16 protein-coding genes are annotated in these 21,715 nt (G+C 50.3%); 12 read left to right on the forward strand and 4 right to left on the reverse strand.

Annotated features, from left to right (window positions below; genetic code table 11):
* Positions 1-864, forward strand: coding sequence for a dimethyl sulfoxide reductase anchor subunit family protein (locus tag GF617_RS08075; RefSeq protein WP_203451467.1), 864 nt, complete (start codon positions 1-3; stop codon positions 862-864).
* Positions 865-1,139: 275 nt separating this feature from the next.
* Positions 1,140-2,288, forward strand: coding sequence for an MFS transporter (locus tag GF617_RS08080; RefSeq protein WP_181622894.1), 1,149 nt, complete (start codon positions 1,140-1,142; stop codon positions 2,286-2,288).
* 32 nt (positions 2,289-2,320) lie between these two features.
* On the opposite strand, the gene pflA is transcribed toward GF617_RS08080, so the two are convergent.
* From pflA to ycaO, 4 genes are all read right to left on the reverse strand, one after another.
* Positions 2,321-3,061: a pyruvate formate lyase 1-activating protein gene (pflA, locus tag GF617_RS08085; protein ID WP_181622895.1), complete on the reverse strand. Its 741-nt coding sequence runs from the start codon at positions 3,059-3,061 to the stop codon at positions 2,321-2,323.
* 203 nt (positions 3,062-3,264) lie between these two features.
* Positions 3,265-5,547, reverse strand: a complete 2,283-nt coding sequence (pflB, locus tag GF617_RS08090; RefSeq protein WP_181622896.1) for a formate C-acetyltransferase — start codon at positions 5,545-5,547, stop codon at positions 3,265-3,267.
* Between the two features lie 55 nt (positions 5,548-5,602).
* Positions 5,603-6,460 carry a formate transporter FocA gene (gene focA, locus GF617_RS08095; protein WP_181622897.1) on the reverse strand — a complete coding sequence of 286 codons (858 nt, stop codon included), beginning with the start codon at positions 6,458-6,460 and terminating at the stop codon, positions 5,603-5,605.
* Between the two features lie 406 nt (positions 6,461-6,866).
* Complete coding sequence (gene ycaO / locus GF617_RS08100) at positions 6,867-8,627, reverse strand: 30S ribosomal protein S12 methylthiotransferase accessory factor YcaO (RefSeq protein ID WP_181622898.1); 1,761 nt, start codon at positions 8,625-8,627, stop codon at positions 6,867-6,869.
* A 138-nt stretch (positions 8,628-8,765) separates the two neighbouring features.
* Here ycaO and GF617_RS08105 point away from each other — a divergent pair, with 138 nt between their 5' ends.
* The 10 genes from GF617_RS08105 (at position 8,766) to GF617_RS08150 (ending at position 21,684) form a co-directional block, all read left to right on the forward strand.
* Positions 8,766-9,458 (forward strand): DUF421 domain-containing protein, encoded by a 693-nt coding sequence (locus GF617_RS08105; RefSeq protein WP_203451468.1) that lies wholly within the window; start codon positions 8,766-8,768, stop codon positions 9,456-9,458.
* Between the two features lie 162 nt (positions 9,459-9,620).
* Positions 9,621-10,709 (forward strand): 3-phosphoserine/phosphohydroxythreonine transaminase, encoded by a 1,089-nt coding sequence (gene serC / locus GF617_RS08110; RefSeq protein WP_181622900.1) that lies wholly within the window; start codon positions 9,621-9,623, stop codon positions 10,707-10,709.
* 68 nt (positions 10,710-10,777) lie between these two features.
* Complete coding sequence (gene aroA / locus GF617_RS08115) at positions 10,778-12,061, forward strand: 3-phosphoshikimate 1-carboxyvinyltransferase (RefSeq protein ID WP_203451469.1); 1,284 nt, start codon at positions 10,778-10,780, stop codon at positions 12,059-12,061.
* A 185-nt stretch (positions 12,062-12,246) separates the two neighbouring features.
* On the forward strand, positions 12,247-12,930 hold the full coding sequence (cmk, locus tag GF617_RS08120) for a (d)CMP kinase (protein ID WP_181622902.1): 684 nt from the start codon (positions 12,247-12,249) through the stop codon (positions 12,928-12,930).
* Positions 12,931-13,038: 108 nt separating this feature from the next.
* Positions 13,039-14,712, forward strand: a complete 1,674-nt coding sequence (gene rpsA, locus GF617_RS08125) for a 30S ribosomal protein S1 (protein ID WP_004860074.1) — start codon at positions 13,039-13,041, stop codon at positions 14,710-14,712.
* 170 nt (positions 14,713-14,882) lie between these two features.
* The gene (ihfB, locus tag GF617_RS08130) at positions 14,883-15,170 is read left to right on the forward strand and encodes an integration host factor subunit beta (protein WP_003858233.1); all 288 of its coding nucleotides are present in this window, start codon (positions 14,883-14,885) and stop codon (positions 15,168-15,170) included.
* A gap of 213 nt (positions 15,171-15,383) precedes the next feature.
* Positions 15,384-17,648, forward strand: a complete 2,265-nt coding sequence (locus tag GF617_RS08135; protein WP_203451470.1) for a ComEC family protein — start codon at positions 15,384-15,386, stop codon at positions 17,646-17,648.
* A gap of 36 nt (positions 17,649-17,684) precedes the next feature.
* A complete protein-coding gene (gene msbA, locus GF617_RS08140; RefSeq protein WP_203451471.1) occupies positions 17,685-19,433 on the forward strand; it encodes a lipid A ABC transporter ATP-binding protein/permease MsbA in 1,749 nt (582 codons plus the stop codon).
* Positions 19,430-20,410 carry a tetraacyldisaccharide 4'-kinase gene (gene lpxK, locus GF617_RS08145; protein ID WP_203451472.1) on the forward strand — a complete coding sequence of 327 codons (981 nt, stop codon included), beginning with the start codon at positions 19,430-19,432 and terminating at the stop codon, positions 20,408-20,410. Before msbA ends, lpxK begins: the two co-directional genes overlap by 4 nt.
* Before the next feature lie 44 nt (positions 20,411-20,454).
* Complete coding sequence (locus GF617_RS08150) at positions 20,455-21,684, forward strand: winged helix-turn-helix domain-containing protein (protein ID WP_203451473.1); 1,230 nt, start codon at positions 20,455-20,457, stop codon at positions 21,682-21,684.
* Positions 21,685-21,715 lie beyond the last annotated feature (31 nt).

Here is a 21,715-nt window from a genome sequence, read left to right on the forward strand (position 1 = left end):
ATGGGTAGTGGATGGCATGAATGGCCGCTGATGATCTTCACGGTCTTTGGGCAATGTGTTGCCGGTGGGTTTATCGTACTCGCTTTGGCACTGCTAAAAGGCAATCTGAATGCTGAGCAACAGCAGCGCCTGGTACTGAGCATGTTTGGCTTGTGGGTGCTAATGGGGATTGGATTTCTTGCCTCCACTCTGCACCTCGGTTCACCACTGCGCGCATTTAATTCCCTGAATCGCGTTGGCGCATCATCGCTGAGTAATGAAATTGCCAGCGGAGCGATTTTCTTTGCTATTGGCGGTTTAGGCTGGTTACTGGCCGTTCTGAAAAAACTCCCGTCGGGATTGCGCAATATTTGGCTGATCCTGACGATGGTTCTGGGCGTAGTCTTCGTTTGGATGATGGTTCGGGTGTATAACACTATTGATACCGTACCGACCTGGTATAGCGTGTGGACGCCATTGAGTTTCTTCCTGACCATGTTCATCGGTGGGCCTCTGTTGGGCTTCCTGCTCCTGCGCGTCGCGCAGGTTGAGGGATGGGCGATGCGTTTATTACCTGCGGTTTCGATGCTGGCGCTGGTGATCAGTGCGATTGTCGTTATGATGCAAGGCGCTGAACTGGCAAGTATCCATAGTTCAATCCAGCAAGCATCTGCGCTAGTGCCTGATTACGGTTCATTGATGGCGTGGCGTATCGCACTGCTGGTGGCTGCATTGGTGTGCTGGATTATCCCTCAGATCAAAGGTTATCAACCGGCACTGCCGCTATTATCACTGGCATTTGTGCTCGTGCTGGCGGGGGAATTGATCGGTCGCGGGGTTTTCTACGGTCTTCATATGACCGTCGGGATGGCGATCGCCAGTTAGCGTTATTTTTTTGGTATAAAAAGCCGGGACTTAGTACCCGGCTTTTCTTTTTTCAATCATGAAATTTTTCAACTGTCGTTTGGTTTTAATTATTAATATAAATAAATAAAAACAAATAGATAACTCATGCTGATAGCAGACATGGCATCAGTAGGATTAGTTTTTCAAATCGACAGGGCGCATATTGTGCGTGTGGCCTGAACCAGTGGATTGACTTTGTTTTTGCCAGTGGCATGATGCGCACGAAATCTGAACTTCCTCACGGTTTTTAATTCATGTCCACCTATACCCGCCCAGTGCTGTTGTTGCTCTGTGGCCTGCTTTTGCTGACGTTGGCGATTGCGGTGTTAAACACCCTCGTCCCGCTTTGGCTCGCCCATGATAATTTGCCTACCTGGCAAGTTGGAATGATTGGTTCATCCTATTTTACCGGCAATCTGCTGGGAACCGTTCTTGCGGGTAAGCTTATCAAGCGTGTCGGTTTTAACCGTTGTTACTATCTGGCATCGCTGATTTTCGCTGCGGGTTGTGTCGGGCTGGGGCTAATGATGGGCTTCTGGAGCTGGCTCTCCTGGCGATTTATCGCGGGTGTGGGTTGCGCCATGATTTGGGTTGTGGTGGAAAGTGCACTGATGTGTAGCGGAACTTCACGTAACCGGGGACGTTTGCTTGCGGCTTACATGATGGTTTATTACGTTGGCACGGTACTCGGGCAACTGATGGTCAGTAAACTGCCGACAGACTTGATGAGCGTTCTGCCCTGGGTCACAGGCATGGTACTGGCCGCTATTCTGCCATTACTTTTTACACGTATTGTCAATCAGCAAAGCGAGCATCAGGAGGCCACGCATGTCTGGCCTATGCTGAAACTGCGCCAGGCACGTCTCGGGGTTAATGGCTGCGTGATCTCGGGTATTGTTCTTGGCTCGCTTTATGGTCTGATGCCGCTCTATTTAAACCACCAGGGCGTTAGCGATTCAGGAATTGGTTTCTGGATGGCCGTGATGGTCAGCGCCGGTATTGTGGGGCAATGGCCCATTGGACGTCTGGCCGATCGATTTGGGCGTTTGCTGATTTTACGCGTGCAGGTCTTTGTGGTGATCATGGGATGCATGGCGATGCTGAGCAATGCGGCGATGGCACCAGCACTGTTTATTCTGGGGGCAGCAGGTTTTACCTTGTATCCGGTTGCAATGGCGTGGGCTTGCGAAAAAGTCGAGCACCACCAACTGGTTGCCATGAATCAGGCATTACTGTTGAGCTATACCATAGGAAGTCTGCTTGGCCCAACGTTAACAGCGATGTTGATGCAGAACTATTCCGACAATTTGCTGTTTATTATGATTGCCAGCGTGTCGTTTATTTATCTTCTGATGCTGCTGCGCAAAGTGGGGGAGCATCCCACTCCTGTGGCGCACGCCTGAAACAAAAAAGCCCGGTTTTCACCGGGCTTTTTTTAATACATAACCTTGTGGCCGTACTGCTCAAGGATGCCTTTCACGCGTTCCATTGTCTCTTTCTTCGGCGGTTTCACGCCATCGAGCTTGTACTCTTCGCCCATCGCCACCCATTTATGTTTACCCAGTTCGTGATAGGGCAACAGTTCGATTTTTTCTACGTTGCCCATATCGCGGGTAAACTCACCAAGACGATGAGCCGATTCGTCATCATCTGACCAGCCAGGAACGACAACATAGCGGATCCAGGTTTTAATGCCTTTACCAGAGATGTACTTCGCGAACTCAAGCGTACGATGGTTAGAAACACCCACCAGGTTTTGGTGGATCTCATCGTTCATCTGTTTGAGATCGAGCATCACCAGGTCCGTCACTTCAAGCAGTTCATCAATGACGGGATCATAACGGCGAACAAAACCATTGGTGTCGAGGCAAGTATGAATGCCTTCTTTGTGACAAGCGCGGAACCAGTCACGCACAAATTCGGCCTGTAGAATGGCTTCGCCGCCGGATGCGGTAACGCCACCACCGGAAGCATTCATAAAGTGGCGATAGGTCACCACCTCTTTCATTAACTCTTCAACGGTAACTTCTTTGCCGCCGTGCGTGTCCCATGTATCGCGGTTATGGCAGTACAGGCAGCGCATCAGGCAGCCCTGGAAGAAAGTGATAAAACGGATCCCTGGGCCATCGACAGTGCCACAGGATTCAAAGGAGTGAATGCGACCAATAGTTGACATTGCGGTGATATCTCCAGATTCGGCCCGTCCGGGGCCTGTGCATGCACAGCTCAAAACCGGCTGTGTTTAAGTCTATTTTGGCTGATATCCATGAGTATAGATAGCGGACAAAAGAGACTGAGGTGGAGAGGGTGTTAAAAAGGCCCCACTGAAGTGGAGCCTTTATTCTACGCTTTTTAACGCGTGATTTCAGTCAATTCCAGTTAGATGGATTGAGTGAAAGTACGGGTGATAACGTCCTGCTGCTGTTCTTTCGTCAGGGAGTTAAAACGTACTGCGTAGCCAGATACGCGGATGGTCAGCTGCGGATATTTTTCCGGGTTTTCCATCGCGTCGAGCAACATTTCACGGTTCATAACGTTCACGTTCAGGTGCTGACCACCTTCGATGGACGCTTCGTGATGGAAGTAACCATCCATCAGACCCGCCAGGTTGGTTTTACGCACTTCGTCGTCTTTACCCAGGGCGTTTGGAACGATAGAGAAGGTATAAGAAATACCATCTTTCGCGTAAGCAAACGGCAGTTTAGCAACAGAGGTCAAAGAGGCTACAGCACCTTTCTGGTCACGACCGTGCATTGGGTTAGCACCTGGGCCAAATGGCGCACCAGCACGACGACCGTCTGGGGTGTTACCCGTTTTCTTACCATACACAACGTTAGAGGTGATGGTCAGAACAGACTGAGTCGGGATAGCGTTACGGTAGGTGTTCAGTTTCTGAATTTTCTTCATGAAACGTTCTACCAGGTCAACCGCCATGTCATCAACACGTGAATCGTTGTTACCAAATTGCGGGTATTCACCTTCGATTTCGAAATCAACAGCCAGGCCGTCTTCGTCACGAATTGGTTTAACTTTCGCATATTTGATTGCGGACAGGGAGTCAGCAGCAACGGACAGACCAGCGATACCACACGCCATAGTACGAACAACGTCACGGTCGTGCAGTGCCATCAGAGAGGCTTCGTAGCTGTATTTGTCGTGCATGTAGTGAATCACGTTCAGCGCGGTAACATACTGTTTAGCCAGCCAGTCCATGAAGTGATCCATGCGGTCCATCACTTCGTCGAAGTTCAGAACATCGCCTTTGATCGGTTCAGATTTAGGGCCAACCTGCATTTTCAGTTTTTCATCAACGCCGCCGTTGATTGCGTACAACATGGTTTTCGCCAGGTTTGCACGTGCACCGAAGAACTGCATTTGTTTACCAACGACCATTGGGCTTACGCAGCAAGCGATAGCGTAGTCATCGTTGTTGAAGTCCGGACGCATCAGGTCATCATTCTCATACTGCAGAGAAGAGGTGTCGATGGACACTTTAGCGGCAAATTTCTTGAAGTTCAGAGGCAGTTTTTCAGACCACAGAACAGTGATGTTTGGCTCCGGAGAAGGACCCATGGTGTACAGGGTATTCAGGAAGCGGAAGCTGTTTTTGGTAACCAGAGTACGGCCATCAACGCCCATACCACCGATAGATTCAGTTGCCCAGATTGGGTCACCGGAGAACAGTTCATCATATTCAGGGGTACGCAGGAAGCGAACCATACGCAGTTTCATGACCAGGTGGTCAATCATTTCCTGAGCGTCTTGTTCGGTGATTTTGCCTGCTTTGATGTCGCGTTCGATGTATGCATCCAGGAAGGTGGATACACGACCGAAGGACATTGCTGCACCATTCTGAGATTTAACCGCAGCCAGGTAGCCGAAGTAAGTCCACTGGATAGCTTCCTGAGCGTTGGTGGCAGGACCAGAGATATCGCAGCCATATTTAGCAGCCATTTCTTTGATCTGACCCAGCGCCCGGTGCTGTTCTGCGATTTCTTCACGCAGACGGATAGTGGCTTCCAGATTTACACCGTTTTCCAGATCAGACTGCAGGGAAACGAACTGTGCATATTTGTCTTTCAGGAGGAAGTCGATACCGTACAGCGCAACACGACGGTAGTCACCAATGATACGGCCACGGCCATACGCATCTGGCAGACCAGTCAGAACGCCAGATTTACGGCAGTTCAGGATGTCTTTGGTGTAAACATCAAATACGCCCTGGTTATGGGTCTTACGGTATTCGGTGAAGATTTTTTTCAGCATCGGGTCCAGTTCGCGATTGTACGCTTTGCAGGAACCTTCAACCATTTTGATACCACCAAACGGGATAATTGCACGTTTCAGTGGCGCTTCAGTCTGCAGACCAACAATTTTCTCAAGCGCTTTGTTGATGTAGCCAGCGTCGTGAGAAGTGATGGTGGATGCAACAGAGGTGTCAAAATCAACTGGCGCGTGAGTGCGGTTTTCCAGTTTAACGCCTTCCATTACGTTGTCCCACAGCTTGGTTGTTGCGTCGGTCGCACCAGCCAGGAAGGATTCGTCGCCTTCATACGGGGTATAGTTTTTCTGAATGAAGTCACGTACGTTTACTTCATTCTGCCAGTCACCTTTCGTAAAACCTTCCCAGGCTGTGGCTAACTTTTCATTAAGCTCGGACATGTAACACCTACCTTCTTAAGTGGATTTTTTATTTACTGCCTGAGAAAACCATCCATCAATGATGGTCGTCGCCACGCAGGTAAATGACCCAGTATGTCAACCCAACTAACAAACCCCCACCAATAATGTTCCCGATAGTGACCGGGATCAGGTTATCAGTAATGAAGTTCATAACAGTCAGGTGAGAGAAACTTTCCGGGGTTGAACCAACTGCAGTCCAGAACTCCGGGCTCGCAAAATGACGGATTACAATACCCATAGGGATCATAAACATGTTTGCGATACTGTGCTCAAAGCCGCTGGCAACAAACATCGCAACCGGTAGAACCATAATCATGGCTTTATCCATCAGGCTACGACCAGAATAGCTCATCCAGACAGCCAGGCAGACCATAAGGTTCGCAAGAATGCCAAGAGCAACGGCTTCGATAAATGTATGGTGCATTTTGTGGTCGGCAGTTTGCAGGACATTAAGGCCCCAGCCACCGTTAGCGGTCATATACTCGCCTGATAACCACATCAACAGAACAAAGAGTAGTGCGCCAATCAGGTTCCCAACGTAAACGTTAAGCCAGTTACGCGCCAGTTGTCCCCAGGTAATTCTTCCGCTGGCTTTCGCGACGACAATCAGAACCGTCGAGGTGAAAAGGTCAGCGCCACAAATCACACACAGGATCAAACCCAGTGAGAAGCAGATACCACCGATGAATTTGGCAATCCCAAAAGGCATTCCGGCTGTACCGGTGGTGGCAGTAATGTAGAAGACAAAAGCAATGGAGATGAACACACCAGCAGTAATCGCCAGATAGAACGTCTTCATCGGGTGTTTTGTTGCTTTATAGACACCCGCTTCTTCGGCAACTTTGGCCATCGCAGCTGGGAGTAATAGATCAAAAGGGTTGTCAGCTTTCACACTAACTCTCTCTTTATTAAGTCGGCGACGAGATACTAACAAAGCATTATAGAAGAGAAATTGATATAGATCATATCTCGCCTGGCTTATAGGCCCTCAAAGCGCATGGTTTTGCAACAATGTGGGTGTAAGTTTTTGATTATCCGTATAAAAATAAATTTTAAAAGTTATGAAAAGAGTTGAATTTTTTCTCCCGCCCCCCTGTTAAACAGTTAATTAAAATGGAGTATTACCCATAAAAAGTAACAGTAATACGCAGGCAATAATTATTATATTTACCTGTATTTAACTTTATTATTACAAACAAGTGTCATTGCTGAAGGAAATAAAAAACGGGGCAATGAAATTGCCCCGTAATATAGCCCAGACGATTGAATCCGCCTACAGTTGCTAATGTTATATGCGCTTATTTTGACCAGTAAGCGGCTTTTGCTTTCTGTAATTTCTCATACGCATTCAGCAGAGACTGGTGTGCAGGGAACGCTTTAAGATTGCTATCGACTGCCTGCAGGCCATAGAAGGGCTCTTCGCCGCTCAGTGCCGCGCTGGCCGCTTCGACGGCGTCTGCGCCATACATGCGCACAAACGCATTCAGGTATTGCAACGGTTGACGATCTTCTTCCTGCGCCAGCAACAGTAGCGTTTGCAAACAACGGTAGTAGTTGGTGCGTTCTGCAGAGAACACGGACTGGTTGAATTCCATTGTCCATTCAGTCCATGCCAGTGCCTGATCCAGATCCCCACCCGCCAGGGCAAGCATCGCTTTCAGTTCACCAATACGCAGAGTATACCAGCCATTATCTTTGCCGGTTGCCAGGCCCAGCAGCTCGCGTACGCGGGTGAAGTCATCATGGCCTTCATCGTCCAGTTGGGCGATCAGGTTAAGATAATCTTCTTTTTCCCACTCGCTGCCAGGCAAGGCCAGCAGCGTTTCACGGAGATGCGCACCCATGCTGTTGTTCGCCAGCCACAGATCTTCTGCTGGATAGATATCAGACATACCCGGCACAATAATACGGCAGGCATAGACGCTAAGGTGCTCGTAGTCGGCAATATACACTTCCTGGTCTTCAGCCTTGAAGATAGCCATCAGCGTGGCAAACTCTTCTTCTGTCGTGCCAGAGAAGCTCCAGTCAACAAACGGATAATCTGCATCTTGCTTAAACATATCCCAGGAGATCAAACCGCTGGAATCGATGAAGTGCGTCTCCAGGTTGGTATGCTCTGCCACTTCTTCATCATCGAAGGTTGGTGGCGTGAACACATCGAGATCCTTCAGGCTACGGCCTTGTAGCAGTTCGGTCACTGTACGCTCAAGTGCCACGCCGAAGTCTGGGTGTGCACCAAAGGAGGCGAAGCAGGTTCCGTTCGCCGGATTGAACAGCACTACGCAGATGACTGGATACTTGCCACCGAGAGAACCGTCATACGCAAAGATTGGGAAACCTTCAGCTTCCAGTTTAGCGATGGATTCCACCACGCCCGGATAACGCGCCAGCACATCCGCCGGAATTTCAGGCAGACTGATGGATTCCGCAATAATGCGGTTTTTGATGTGGCGTTCGAAGACTTCAGACAGACCCTGCACGCGCGCTTCATTACGGGTGTTACCCGCAGACATGCCGTTCGAAACATACAGGTTGCCGACGATGTTCATCGGAATATAAACAGTTTGTTCATCAGACTGACGAGTAAACGGCAGGGCGCAGATCCCACGCTCCTCGTTACCCGATTGCAGGTCGATCAGCATGCTGGCGGTAAGTTCGTTATCGGCATCGTAAAACGCACGAAGGCGAGCATCCAGAATGCCTTCCGGCAGTTCGTCATCTTCGGTCAGTGGAAACCATTTTTCATTCGGGTAATGAACGAATGGACCGTTAGCAACGGTGTCACCCAGCCAGAAATCGGCGAAGAAATAGTTCGTCGACAGACGCTCAAAATACTCACCCAGAGCAGAAGCCAATGCGGCTTTTTTGGTCGCGCCTTTCCCATTGGTAAAGCACAACGCACAGTCTTTGTCACGAATATGGACGGACCAGACGTGAGGAACAGGATTCAGCCAGGAGGCCTCTTCGATATTAAAGCCGAGGTCGGTCAGTTTCTGCTGGAAGCGAGCGATGGAATCTTCCAGGGCGGCGTCTTTGCCGGGGATAAACGTTTGAGTCATAGCGTTCACTTTTATCGTACGTAAAGCGCGCAATGATACGGGTTTTGCGTGACAGGTGCTATCTTCGCGAGGCGTGCGGCGTAAATAAAAGCCTGGGCTATTCTTAGATACAGTAACTGACTGTAAAGGCATATAAAAATGAAAGCATTCGATCTTCACAGAATGGCTTTTGATAAAGCCCCTCCCGATTTCTTATGGGAAGTTGCATTGCGTTGTCTCTATACCTTCGTTTTGGTCTTCCTGTTTCTGAAAATCACCGGGCGTCGCGGTGTTCGGCAGATGTCGTTATTTGAAGTGTTGATTATTCTGACACTGGGATCGGCGGCAGGGGACGTGGCATTTTATGACAACGTACCAATGATCCCTGTACTGGTGGTTTTTGTGTCTCTTGCACTGATGTACCGCCTGGTGATGTGGCTGATGTCAAAAAGCGAAAAACTGGAGGATTTGCTGGAAGGAAAGCCGGTCATCATCGTAGAAGAGGGGCAACTGGCCTGGCAGAAACTCCGTGAAGCGCATATGACGGAATTTGAGTTTTTTATGGAGCTACGTCTGAGCAATATTGAACAGCTTGGCCAGGTCAGGCTGGCCATTCTGGAAACAAATGGCCAAATCAGCGTCTATTACTATGAGGATGATGCGGTCAAACCAGGATTGTGTATTTTGCCGGAACGCTGCATTGAGCGCTTCAGGGTCATCCCGGAAGGTGGGGAATATGCGTGTGTGCGCTGTAGCGTTGTTATCAACTTGCAGGCAGGCGATCGCCAATTATGTCCCCGCTGTGCAAATCCAGAATGGTCGAAGGTTAGCTGGGCTAAACGCATTAGCTGACAGCCATTTTGTCGGTTTTGTGACAGCCCTCTGGCAGATTATATTGTGTGACGACGAACACATTTCTCAGGTCATAAGTTTTAGACATTGCGGCGCGTGTCACTGAATGATAAAACCGATATCCACAGTTATAACTTATGGCTTTTAGCGTGGTGAGGGGAAATGGCTCAAGTCTTTAATTTCAGTTCAGGTCCGGCAATGTTACCGGCAGATGTGCTTAAACAGGCTCAACAGGAACTTTGTGACTGGAACGGTCTGGGTACATCGGTGATGGAAATCAGCCACCGTGGTAAAGAATTTATTCAGGTGGCTGAAGAGGCAGAAAAGGATTTTCGCGATCTGCTGAATATTCCCTCGAACTATAAAGTATTGTTCTGCCACGGCGGCGGACGCGGTCAGTTTGCGGGTATCCCACTTAATCTATTGGGTAACAAAACCACTGCTGACTATGTTGATGCAGGCTACTGGGCTGCCAGCGCGGTAAAAGAAGCGCACAAATACTGCACTCCGAACGTTATTGATGCCAAAGTGACCGTTGAGGGTCTGCGTGCCGTTAAGCCGATGAGCGAGTGGCAGCTTTCCAGCGACGCTGCGTACCTGCACTACTGCCCGAACGAAACAATTGATGGTATTGCTATTCACGAAGAGCCCAATTTTGACAAGAACGTGGTTGTGACCGCGGATCTTTCTTCTACTATTCTTTCCACACCGCTGGATGTTAGCCGCTATGGCGTAATCTATGCGGGTGCGCAGAAAAATATCGGCCCTGCCGGCCTGACCCTCGTTATCGTGCGTGAAGACCTGCTGGGTAAAGCCCATCAGTCTTGTCCGTCAATTCTCGATTATACCGTGCTGAACGATAACGATTCCATGTTCAACACCCCACCGACATTTGCCTGGTATCTCTCCGGCCTGGTCTTTAAATGGCTGAAGCAAAATGGTGGTGTGGCGCAAATGGACAAGGTCAACCAACAAAAAGCGGATTTGTTGTACGGCGTGATTGATAAGAGCGATTTCTACCGTAACGACGTAGCGAAGACCAACCGATCTCGTATGAACGTGCCTTTCCAGTTAGCGGATGGCAATCTGGATAAAGTCTTCCTCGAAGAGTCGTTTGCTGCTGGCCTGCATGCGTTGAAAGGCCACCGGGTGGTAGGGGGTATGCGTGCCTCTATTTATAATGCGATGCCGCTGGAAGGCGTTAAGGCGCTGACCGATTTCATGATTGACTTCGAACGTCGTCACGGCTAATTGCGTTTTTTTCACCCCCGCAGTTCTGCTGCGGGGTTTTTATTATGTTGATTTGAGAGTTAAGTTTCATGGAATCCCTGACGTTAAACCCTATCGCGCGGGTGGATGGCACGATTAATCTGCCTGGTTCAAAAAGTGTCTCGAACCGCGCTCTGCTGCTGGCTGCTCTGGCAAATGGTACGACTGTCCTCACCAACCTTCTGGACAGCGATGATGTTCGCCATATGCTCAATGCGCTGAAGGCGTTGGGAGTTCATTACACGCTGTCTGACGATCGTACTCGTTGTGAAGTGACGGGGAACGGTGGTGCGCTGCGCTCTGCAGGCGCACTTGAGCTTTTCCTGGGAAATGCCGGGACAGCAATGCGTCCGCTGGCGGCCGCCCTGTGCCTGGGAAGTAATGACATCGTGCTGACTGGCGAGCCTCGCATGAAAGAGCGACCGATCGGCCATCTGGTTGATGCTCTGCGTCAGGGTGGGGCCCAGATTGATTATCTGGAACAAGAAAACTATCCGCCACTACGTCTTCGCGGTGGTTTTACCGGCGGTTCCGTTGATGTTGATGGCAGTGTCTCAAGCCAGTTTTTGACCGCATTGCTGATGACGGCTCCCCTGGCTGAGCAGGACACGGTGATCACCATTAAAGGTGAACTGGTCTCTAAACCGTATATTGATATCACGTTGCACCTGATGAAAACATTTGGTGTTGTGGTGGATAACCAGGCGTACCAGCGTTTCGTCGTGCGAGGTGCGCAGCAATACCAGTCACCAGGTCATTATCTGGTTGAAGGGGATGCATCCTCTGCGTCATATTTTCTTGCTGCCGGGGCGATTAAAGGCGGTACGGTGAAAGTCACGGGTATTGGTCGTAACAGCGTTCAGGGCGATATTCGCTTTGCTGATGTGCTGGAGAAAATGGGCGCTGTTGTCACCTGGGGCGATGACTTCATCTCCTGCACGCATGGCAAACTTGATGCCATCGATATGGATATGAATCATATTCCCGATGCGGCCATGACGATTGCGACGGCGGCCCTGTTTGCCAAAGGAACCACAACTCTGCGTAATATCTACAACTGGCGCGTGAAAGAGACTGACCGCCTGTTTGCAATGGCGACGGAGTTGCGTAAGGTTGGTGCTGAAGTGGAAGAGGGCGAGGATTTCATTCGCATAACACCACCGGCAAAACTGCAGTTTGCCGAGATTGGCACATATAACGATCACCGGATGGCGATGTGTTTTTCGCTGGTTGCGCTGTCTGACACGCCAGTAACTATTCTTGATCCGAAGTGTACGGCTAAAACGTTCCCTGATTATTTTGAACAGTTAGCACGCATCAGTACACTTGCCTAAGCTTTGCCAGCCGCACCTTTGGGTGCGGCGATCCCTTACGTTTCCTGACGATCATCCTCGCCCATTTCTTCTACACTCAGCTTCAATAATTCCGTAATTTGCACGCAAAGATAACAGTTGCAGGCGTTGGCGCGTATAATGCGCGGCGTTCATGTTAACGGTACGCCTTGATTAAGGAGAAAAAGATGACGGCAGTTGCCCCGGTAATCACCATTGATGGGCCAAGTGGCGCAGGGAAAGGTACTCTGTGTAAAGCGATGGCGGAAGCATTGCAATGGCATCTTTTAGATTCGGGAGCAATTTATCGCGTGTTGGCTCTGGCCGCGCTGCATCACCACGTTGATGTGGCCTCTGAAGAGGCGCTGGTTCCTCTGGCTGCGCATCTTGATGTTCGCTTTATCTCCACTGACGGTAATCTGGAAGTGATTCTTGAAGGTGAAGACGTGAGCGGTGAGATCCGCACTCAGGAAGTAGCGAATGCGGCATCGCAGGTTGCTGCTTTCCCGCGTGTTCGTGAAGCCCTTTTACGCCGTCAACGCGGTTTCCGCGAAGCGCCGGGTTTGATTGCTGACGGCCGCGATATGGGGACGGTCGTTTTCCCGGATGCACCTGTTAAAATTTTCCTTGATGCCTCCTCGGAAGAACGTGCTCATCGTCGCATGCTTCAGTTGCAGGAAAAGGGCTTTAGTGTTAACTTTGATCGCCTTTTATCCGAGATAAAAGAGCGCGATGATCGCGATCGAAATCGTGCTGTTGCACCACTTGTTCCTGCAGAAGATGCTTTAGTGCTGGATTCGACCAGTTTAACTATTGAGCAAGTGATTGAAAAAGCGTTACAATACGCGCGCCAAAAACTGGCACTCGCGTAACCGCGACAGATTTGTAGTACCCCGTTGCAATGGATTGACGGCGGGTATGTGAAACAACCCCATCCGGCATGGAGCCAGGTGGACGTTATATTAACCTGAAGATTAAACATGACTGAATCTTTTGCTCAACTCTTTGAAGAATCCTTAAAAACAATCGAAACCCGTCCGGGTTCCATCGTTCGTGGTGTTGTTGTTGCTATTGATAAAGATATCGTACTGGTTGACGCCGGTCTGAAATCTGAATCTGCTATCCCAGCAGAGCAGTTCAAAAACGCACAGGGCGAGCTGGAAATCCAGGTCGGTGACGAAGTTGACGTTGCGCTGGATGCAGTAGAAGACGGCTTCGGTGAAACTCTGCTGTCCCGTGAAAAAGCTAAACGTCACGAAGCTTGGATCACGCTGGAAAAAGCTTACGAAGAAGCTGAAACTGTAGTCGGTGTTATCAACGGCAAAGTTAAAGGTGGCTTCACTGTTGAGCTGAACGGTATTCGCGCGTTCCTGCCAGGTTCTTTGGTAGACGTTCGTCCGGTTCGCGACACTCTGCACCTGGAAGGCAAAGAGCTTGAATTCAAAGTAATCAAGCTTGACCAGAAACGTAACAACGTTGTTGTTTCTCGTCGTGCCGTTATCGAATCCGAGAACAGTGCAGAACGCGATCAACTGCTGGAAAACCTGCAGGAAGGCATGGAAGTCAAAGGTATCGTTAAGAACCTCACTGACTACGGCGCATTCGTTGATCTGGGCGGCGTTGATGGCCTGCTGCACATCACCGACATGGCGTGGAAACGCGTTAAGCACCCAAGCGAAATCGTGAACGTGGGCGACGAAATCACTGTTAAAGTGCTGAAGTTCGACCGCGAGCGTACCCGTGTGTCCCTGGGCCTGAAACAGCTGGGCGAAGATCCATGGGTTGCTATCGCTAAACGTTACCCAGAAGGTACTAAACTGACTGGTCGCGTTACCAACCTGACCGACTACGGCTGTTTCGTTGAAATCGAAGAAGGCGTTGAAGGCCTGGTTCACGTTTCCGAAATGGACTGGACCAACAAAAACATCCACCCATCCAAAGTTGTTAACGTTGGTGATGTTGTGGAAGTTATGGTTCTGGATATCGACGAAGAACGTCGTCGTATCTCCCTGGGCCTGAAACAGTGCAAAAACAACCCATGGCAGCAGTTCGCGGAAACCCACAACAAGGGCGACCGTGTTGAAGGTAAAATCAAGTCTATCACTGACTTCGGTATCTTCATCGGCCTGGACGGCGGCATCGACGGCCTAGTTCACCTGTCTGACATCTCCTGGAACGTTGCAGGCGAAGAAGCAGTACGTGAATACAAAAAAGGCGACGAAATCGCAGCAGTTGTTCTGCAGGTTGACGCAGAACGTGAGCGTATCTCTCTGGGCGTTAAACAGCTCGCAGAAGATCCGTTCAACAACTGGGTTGCACTGAACAAGAAAGGCGCAATCGTAAACGGTAAAGTGACTGCAGTTGACGCTAAAGGCGCAACCGTAGAACTGGCTGACGGCGTTGAAGGTTACCTGCGCGCTTCCGAAGCTTCACGTGACCGCGTTGAAGATGCAACTCTGGTTCTGAGTGTTGGTGACGACGTTGAAGCTAAATTCACCGGCGTTGACCGCAAGAACCGTGCAATCAGCCTGTCTGTTCGTGCTAAAGACGAAGCTGATGAGAAAGATGCAATCGCAACTGTTAACAAGCAGGAAGATGCAAACTTCTCTAACAACGCAATGGCTGAAGCTTTCAAAGCAGCTAAAGGCGAGTAATATCAAGTTCTCGGCATCATTTTGAGTGGTAACGTAATTACACCTCAAAGTATAACGAGCAGACTTGACAGATTGCAGGATTCGTCCTGTAATCAATAACAAAGGGCGGCTACGGCCGCCCTTGTTTAATAAGCTGTTTAGCTAATTGGTTTGAAGGAACCGGAGGAATCATGACCAAGTCAGAATTGATTGAGAGACTTGCCAGTCAGCAACCGCATATCCCTGCAAAGGCAGTGGAGGATGCTGTAAAAGAGATGCTGGAGCATATGGCCACCACTCTTGCCCAGGGCGAGCGCATTGAAATCCGCGGTTTCGGTAGCTTCTCCCTGCACTATCGTGCTCCACGAACCGGGCGTAACCCGAAGACAGGCGATAAAGTTGAGCTGGAAGGTAAGTACGTTCCGCACTTTAAGCCAGGTAAAGAACTGCGCGATCGCGCCAATATTTATGGAAACTGAGTTTACCCTTCTGAGATAAACTGAGTTAAAAAAAAAGCACCTGCGGGTGCTTTTTTTGTTTTTCCGCACCTTATCCTGAATAAGGCTCGCAGCGTTGGATTGACATTTCTGCAAAACGATAAAAATTCTGTAGTACCTGCCGTATGCTTCATCTTTCCTGCCTGACACCATTTTGTTCCCGCTACATACTTTCCCTGAAACAGGGAGGTGTATATGGGGATCCCCGCTATTAGCGTGTATGCCATTCTGGCAATACTGCCGTTGCTTTGGCTGCCAGTACTGCCTGGGATTCACGCTGTCTGGATAATGATGGCCGCAGGTGTATGGTTAGCTATTCAAAAGCGCTCCTGGCTGCGAGTGTTTGGTCTTTGGTCATTATTTTTTGCCTGGGGAATATTAGCGGCGCAAGAGAGCGTGTGGCCGATGCAGAACCTAACGAGCGGCTTGCAACAGGCTGAACTTGTTATTACGGGAACAGATGGTGCAACAATGCATCAGGGACAAATTGTGCGACTAAATGGCCATCCCTGGTTGGCAAAGACGGGGGTGACGCTTTATGGCAATTATCTGCCGCAGGCAGTCTGCACCGGGCAACGTTGGGCTATGGATCTCAGGCTTCGAGCTGTGCATGGCGAGTTGAATGACGGTGGTTTCGATGCACAACAAAGTGCGTTGTCACGACATCAAACGCTAAGTGGCCGATTTACCCATGCTGAGGTTATCGATGCGAGCTGCAGTTTACGCGAACGTTACCTTATTTCACTGCAAAAAAAACTTGCAGAATATCAGTGGGGGAGTGTCATTCTCGGGCTGGGAATGGGAGAGCGGTTGGCCGTTTCGCGCGAGACAAAGAATCTGATGCGGGAAACGGGAACACTACACCTGATGGCAATTTCTGGATTACATATCGCGCTTGGGGCCTCCGTCGTTTGGCTACTGGTTCGGGGACTGCAGTTTTGTTTACCTTGTCACTGGATTAACTGGCGTATACCTTTGCTCGCTGGCGTTCTTTTTGCCACTTTTTACGCCTGGTTAACGGGAATGCAGCCACCGGCATTTCGAACAGCGATTTCTCTTCTCGTGCTGGCTGCTCTGCGAATGAGCGGTCGACAATGGTCTTCCTGGCAGATTTGGGCCTGTTGCGTGGCGACGATCCTGGTTATCGATCCGATGGCGGTGCTCTCGCAGAGTCTTGCATTGTCTGCTTTCGCGGTGGCGGCACTGATATTTTGGTATCAGTGGTTACCATTACCACACTGGCCTCGCGTCCGTCGGATAAGGCCACTGATCAATCTGGGGTATCTGCAACTGGGTATGTTGTTCCTGTTATTACCGTTGCAGGTGCTCATGTTTCATGGGGTTAGCTTGTCTTCACTGGTGGCTAACCTTTTTGCTGTCCCCCTGGTCACCTTTATCTCTGTGCCATTGATCCTGCTGGGTATGGTGCTGCATTTATGCACATTATCTTCGGCAGAATCAGTTGCCTGGTTCGCAGCAGATAAATCTCTGTCCTTCCTTTTTGGTCTGCTAACACGATTGCCTGATGGTTGGCAGGTTGTTGATGAACGGTGGCAATACCTGACGTTGTTCCCTTGGTTGTGGGTTATTGGCTGGCGTCTCCGCGCCTGGAAAGCTGTGCCAGCAATATGTCTGACGATGTCAGTATTGTTGACGTTTCCGTTCTGGAAAGCGGTCAAGAACGAAAGCTGGACGGTGCATATGCTCGATGTCGGACAAGGACTGGCAATGGTTGTTGAGCGTCAGGGGAAGGCCATTTTATACGATACCGGGCTTGCATGGCCGGGCGGCGATAGTGCGCAGCAACTGATCATCCCTTGGTTGCGCTGGCATCATCTGACGCCTGAGGGTGTCGTGCTGAGTCATGAACATCTTGATCATGCTGGTGGGCTACAGTCACTGCATGCTACCTGGCCTGATATGTGGATACGAAGCCCGTTACGCTGGGCTGGTCATCTTCCCTGTTTTCGTGGAGAGAAGTGGCGATGGCACGGGTTAACGTTCTCAGTTCATTGGCCACCGGAAACATCCGTGGCAACCGGTAATAATCGTTCCTGCGTGGTTAAAATTGATGATGGAGAACACAGCGTGTTGTTAACTGGTGATATAGAAGCACAGGCTGAACTGGCGATGTTAAGTCGCCACTGGCGCGATCTTGCGTCTACACTCATTCAGGTCCCGCATCATGGCAGCAATACCTCTTCATCGCTTCCCCTGGTACAGCGTACGGATGGGAACATTGCGCTGGCATCAGCTGCGCGTTACAACGCGTGGCGATTTCCGTCAATAAAAGTGTCCAGGCGCTACAGAAAAGAGGGCTATATTTGGCATGATACACCTCAATCTGGACAAATCTCCGTGACCTTTTCGCAACATAGCTGGCAAATCCGCCGCTTACGAGAACATTATTTACCACGTTGGTATCATCAGTGGTTTGGCGCGCCCGTAGATAACGGGTAGAATATGCGGCTATTTCAACAAATGCTGGTTTTTTGAATGCATAACGACAAAGATCTCTCCACGTGGCAGACCTTCCGCCGACTCTGGCCGATGATTGCACCCTTTAAAACAGGCTTGATCGTGGCGGGCGTAGCGTTAATTCTCAACGCAGCCAGCGATACTTTTATGCTATCGCTCCTCAAACCGTTACTGGACGACGGTTTTGGTAAAACGGATCGCTCAGTGTTGCTTTGGATGCCTCTGGTGGTTATCGGCCTGATGATCTTACGCGGCATCACCAGCTATGTTTCCAGCTACTGCATTTCGTGGGTATCAGGGAAAGTCGTGATGAGCATGCGTCGTCGCCTGTTCAGCCACATGATGGGCATGCCAGTCTCTTTCTTTGACAAACAGTCCACCGGGACCTTGCTTTCGCGTATTACTTACGATTCAGAGCAGGTGGCCTCCTCCTCCTCCAGCGCATTGATAACCGTTGTGCGCGAAGGTGCATCAATTATCGGTCTGTTTGTGATGATGTTCTATTACAGTTGGCAGCTGTCTATCATCCTGATCGTTCTTGCACCTATTGTTTCCGTGGCAATTCGTGTCGTCTCTAAGCGTTTTCGCAACATCAGCAAGAACATGCAGAACACGATGGGCCAGGTAACAACCAGTGCAGAACAGATGTTGAAGGGGCACAAAGAAGTGTTAATTTTCGGCGGTCAAAATGTCGAAACTAAACGCTTTGATAAGGTCAGCAACAAGATGCGTCTGCAGGGGATGAAAATGGTCTCTGCCTCGTCAATCTCTGATCCTATCATTCAGTTGATTGCTTCTTTGGCGCTGGCGTTTGTACTTTACGCTGCGAGCTTCCCGAGTGTGATGGAGACACTGACCGCCGGTACGATCACCGTTGTCTTCTCATCAATGATTGCATTGATGCGTCCGCTCAAATCACTGACTAACGTGAACGCTCAATTCCAGCGTGGTATGGCGGCATGTCAGACGCTGTTCAGCATTCTGGATTCCGAGCAGGAAAAAGACGAAGGTACACGGGTTATTGAGCGTGCAAATGGCGATGTAGAATTCCGCAATGTGACGTTCACTTATCCAGGTCGCGAAACGCCGGCACTGCGTAATATCAATCTGACTATCCCTGCGGGCAAAACGGTTGCGCTGGTTGGGCGGTCAGGTTCGGGTAAATCTACCATTGCCAGCTTGATCACGCGTTTTTACGATATCAACGAAGGCGAAATCCTGTTAGATGGCCATGACTTACGGGAATATACCCTGCAGTCACTGCGTAATCAGGTGGCATTGGTATCCCAAAACGTTCATCTGTTTAACGATACGGTGGCGAACAACATCGCGTATGCACGTACTGAAGAGTACAGTCGCGAGCAGATTGAGAATGCTGCGCGCATGGCCTATGCGATGGACTTTATCAATAAAATGGATAACGGCCTTGATACGGTCATTGGCGAAAACGGAGTGCTTCTTTCCGGTGGACAACGTCAGCGTATTGCTATCGCCCGTGCTTTGCTGCGTGATAGCCCGATTCTGATTCTGGATGAAGCGACGTCAGCGCTGGATACTGAGTCCGAGCGTGCGATTCAGTCAGCGCTGGATGAGCTGCAAAAGAACCGTACCTCTTTGGTGATTGCGCATCGTCTTTCCACGATTGAACAGGCTGATGAAATCGTCGTTGTGGAAGACGGCCTGATTGTCGAGCGCGGAAGCCATGCCGATCTGCTGGCACATCGTGGCGTTTACGCCCAGCTTCATAAAATGCAGTTTGGCCAATGATTGCCCGCATCTGGTCTGGCGAGTCTCCACTGTGGTGGTTGCTTCTGCCGCTCTCCTGGCTTTATGGCCTGGTGAGTGGTGCGATTCACTTGTCATATCGCCTGGGGCTGAGACGCACCTGGCGTTCGCCAGTACCGGTTGTGGTTGTCGGTAATCTGACCGCCGGGGGAAATGGCAAAACCCCGGTCGTGATTTGGTTAGTGGAACAACTGAAAAAGCAGGGCATCCGTGTTGGGGTCGTGTCACGTGGATATGGTGGCAAAGCAGAGCAATATCCGTTGTTGCTGACACCTCATACTTCGACGGCTGAAGCAGGGGATGAACCTGTACTGATCTATCAGCGTACGGGGGCGCCAGTTGCAGTCTCGCCTAAGCGCCGCGACGCCGTTCAGGCGCTGCTTGCCGCACACTCCCTACAGCTTATTATCACCGATGACGGCTTGCAGCATTACGCATTAGCGCGTGATAAAGAAATTGTCGTGGTTGATGGTGTCCGGCGTTTTGGCAACGGCTGGTGGCTTCCTGCAGGCCCCATGCGTGAGCGAGAGTCTCGTCTTCATTCGGTTGATGCTGTGATTGTGAATGGCGGCAAAGCGCAGGGGGATGAAATTTCGATGCAACTCCGTCCAGGGCTGGCGGTCAATCTGTTAAGTGGGGAGCGGAAAGATGTCGCTATGCTGCCTGCGTTGGTGGCTATGGCGGGAATTGGACATCCACCTCGTTTTTTTGCCACGCTTGAACAATGCGGTGCACAGGTTGAAAAACAGGTCCCACTTGCCGATCACCAGGCTTTGGTTCCTGAGGAGATTGCAGCCCTGACAATACCGGGGCAAACGTTAATCATGACGGAAAAAGACGCAGTGAAATGCCGCGCCTTTGCGAAAGAAAACTGGTGGTATCTGCCGGTTGACGCTGAACTCAGCGGCGAGCAACCGGAACAATTGCTCAGAGAACTGGTTGCGCTGGCGAAGTCATAATCGCGAATACGGTTCTGGTAGCGCTTTGACTGACAGGAAAACGCATGTCTTTACCGCAACTCTCACTCTCAGCCGCACGTAACTTACATCTTACCGCACAGGGGCTGTTAAAAAAGCCCCGACGTCGCGCCCAGCCTGCCGATATTCTCTCTACCATACAGCGCATGTCGCTGCTGCAAATTGACACCATTAATATCGTTGCTCGCAGTCCCTACCTGGTACTGTTTAGCCGTCTGGGGGAATACCCACAGCAGTGGCTGGATAATGCGCTGAGCCAGGGGGAAATCATGGAATACTGGGCACATGAAGCCTGCTTTTTACCCCGTGATGATTTTGCTTTGATCCGCCACCGTATGCTCTCTCCTGAGAAAATGGGATGGAAATATCGCCAGGAATGGATGCAGGAGCATGCTGCTGAAATTGAGCAACTTATTGCGCATATTCAGGACAATGGACCAGTTCGTTCAGCTGATTTCGAACATCCCCAAAAAGGGACAAGCGGATGGTGGGAGTGGAAACCCCATAAACGTCATCTCGAAGGGCTTTTTACCTCCGGCCAGGTCATGGTGGTTGAACGTCGTAATTTTCAGCGGGTTTATGATCTGACGCACCGTGTCATGCCACACTGGGATGACAGCCGTGACCTGCTCACTCAGGCAGACGCTGAAGCCATCATGCTGGAGAAAAGTGCCCGTAGCCTGGGAATATTCCGTCCCCAGTGGCTTGCGGACTATTATCGGTTGCGACAGCCTGCACTGAAACCGTTGCTGGTAAACCTGCAACTGCAGCAACGCATTATCCCCGTTGAGGTCGAAACGTTAGGCGAAATGTGGCTCCACGCAGACCTACTCCCACTGTTATCACCCGCTCAGGAAGGCAAACTTACGGCTTCACGCAGTGCGGTTTTATCCCCGTTTGACCCTGTCGTCTGGGATCGCAAACGCGCAGAACAACTGTTTAATTTCAGCTACCGGCTGGAGTGTTACACTCCCGCAGCCAAGCGCCAGTACGGCTACTTTGTGTTGCCGTTATTACATAAAGGGCAACTGGCTGGACGCATGGATGCCAAGATGCACCGTAAAACGGGAATTCTTGAGATCATCGCGCTGTATCTGGAAGACGGTGTTAACGTCACTGTATCACTGGAAAGAGGGTTAGCATCGGCAATTACAGAGTTCGCCGCGTGGCAAGGCGCGCGTGTGGTCACGCTGGCACGTCTGCCTGACGGGTTATTTACCTCTTGTCGAAGTGGCTGGGAAATAGGCACGGCCTGAAAAAGGAATGTGTTAAGCTTTAGCGAATACC

The organism is Lelliottia sp. RWM.1 (assembly GCF_016859735.1).
GTDB lineage: Bacteria > Pseudomonadota > Gammaproteobacteria > Enterobacterales > Enterobacteriaceae > Enterobacter.

Excerpts from the sequence above, each read along its gene's own strand:
- rpsA (WP_004860074.1), top strand. The coding sequence starts at position 13,039 with ATGACTGAATCTTTTGCTCAACTCTTTGAAGAATCCTTAAAAACAATC.
- GF617_RS08150 (WP_203451473.1), top strand. The coding sequence starts at position 20,455 with ATGTCTTTACCGCAACTCTCACTCTCAGCCGCACGTAACTTACATCTT.
- GF617_RS08075 (WP_203451467.1), top strand. The coding sequence starts at position 1 with ATGGGTAGTGGATGGCATGAATGGCCGCTGATGATCTTCACGGTCTTT.
- ihfB (WP_003858233.1), top strand. The coding sequence starts at position 14,883 with ATGACCAAGTCAGAATTGATTGAGAGACTTGCCAGTCAGCAACCGCAT.
- pflA (WP_181622895.1), bottom strand. The coding sequence starts at position 3,061 with ATGTCAACTATTGGTCGCATTCACTCCTTTGAATCCTGTGGCACTGTC.
- GF617_RS08105 (WP_203451468.1), top strand. The coding sequence starts at position 8,766 with ATGAAAGCATTCGATCTTCACAGAATGGCTTTTGATAAAGCCCCTCCC.
- msbA (WP_203451471.1), top strand. The coding sequence starts at position 17,685 with ATGCATAACGACAAAGATCTCTCCACGTGGCAGACCTTCCGCCGACTC.
- lpxK (WP_203451472.1), top strand. The coding sequence starts at position 19,430 with ATGATTGCCCGCATCTGGTCTGGCGAGTCTCCACTGTGGTGGTTGCTT.
- cmk (WP_181622902.1), top strand. The coding sequence starts at position 12,247 with ATGACGGCAGTTGCCCCGGTAATCACCATTGATGGGCCAAGTGGCGCA.
- GF617_RS08080 (WP_181622894.1), top strand. The coding sequence starts at position 1,140 with ATGTCCACCTATACCCGCCCAGTGCTGTTGTTGCTCTGTGGCCTGCTT.
- GF617_RS08135 (WP_203451470.1), top strand. The coding sequence starts at position 15,384 with ATGGGGATCCCCGCTATTAGCGTGTATGCCATTCTGGCAATACTGCCG.
- aroA (WP_203451469.1), top strand. The coding sequence starts at position 10,778 with ATGGAATCCCTGACGTTAAACCCTATCGCGCGGGTGGATGGCACGATT.
- pflB (WP_181622896.1), bottom strand. The coding sequence starts at position 5,547 with ATGTCCGAGCTTAATGAAAAGTTAGCCACAGCCTGGGAAGGTTTTACG.
- serC (WP_181622900.1), top strand. The coding sequence starts at position 9,621 with ATGGCTCAAGTCTTTAATTTCAGTTCAGGTCCGGCAATGTTACCGGCA.
- ycaO (WP_181622898.1), bottom strand. The coding sequence starts at position 8,627 with ATGACTCAAACGTTTATCCCCGGCAAAGACGCCGCCCTGGAAGATTCC.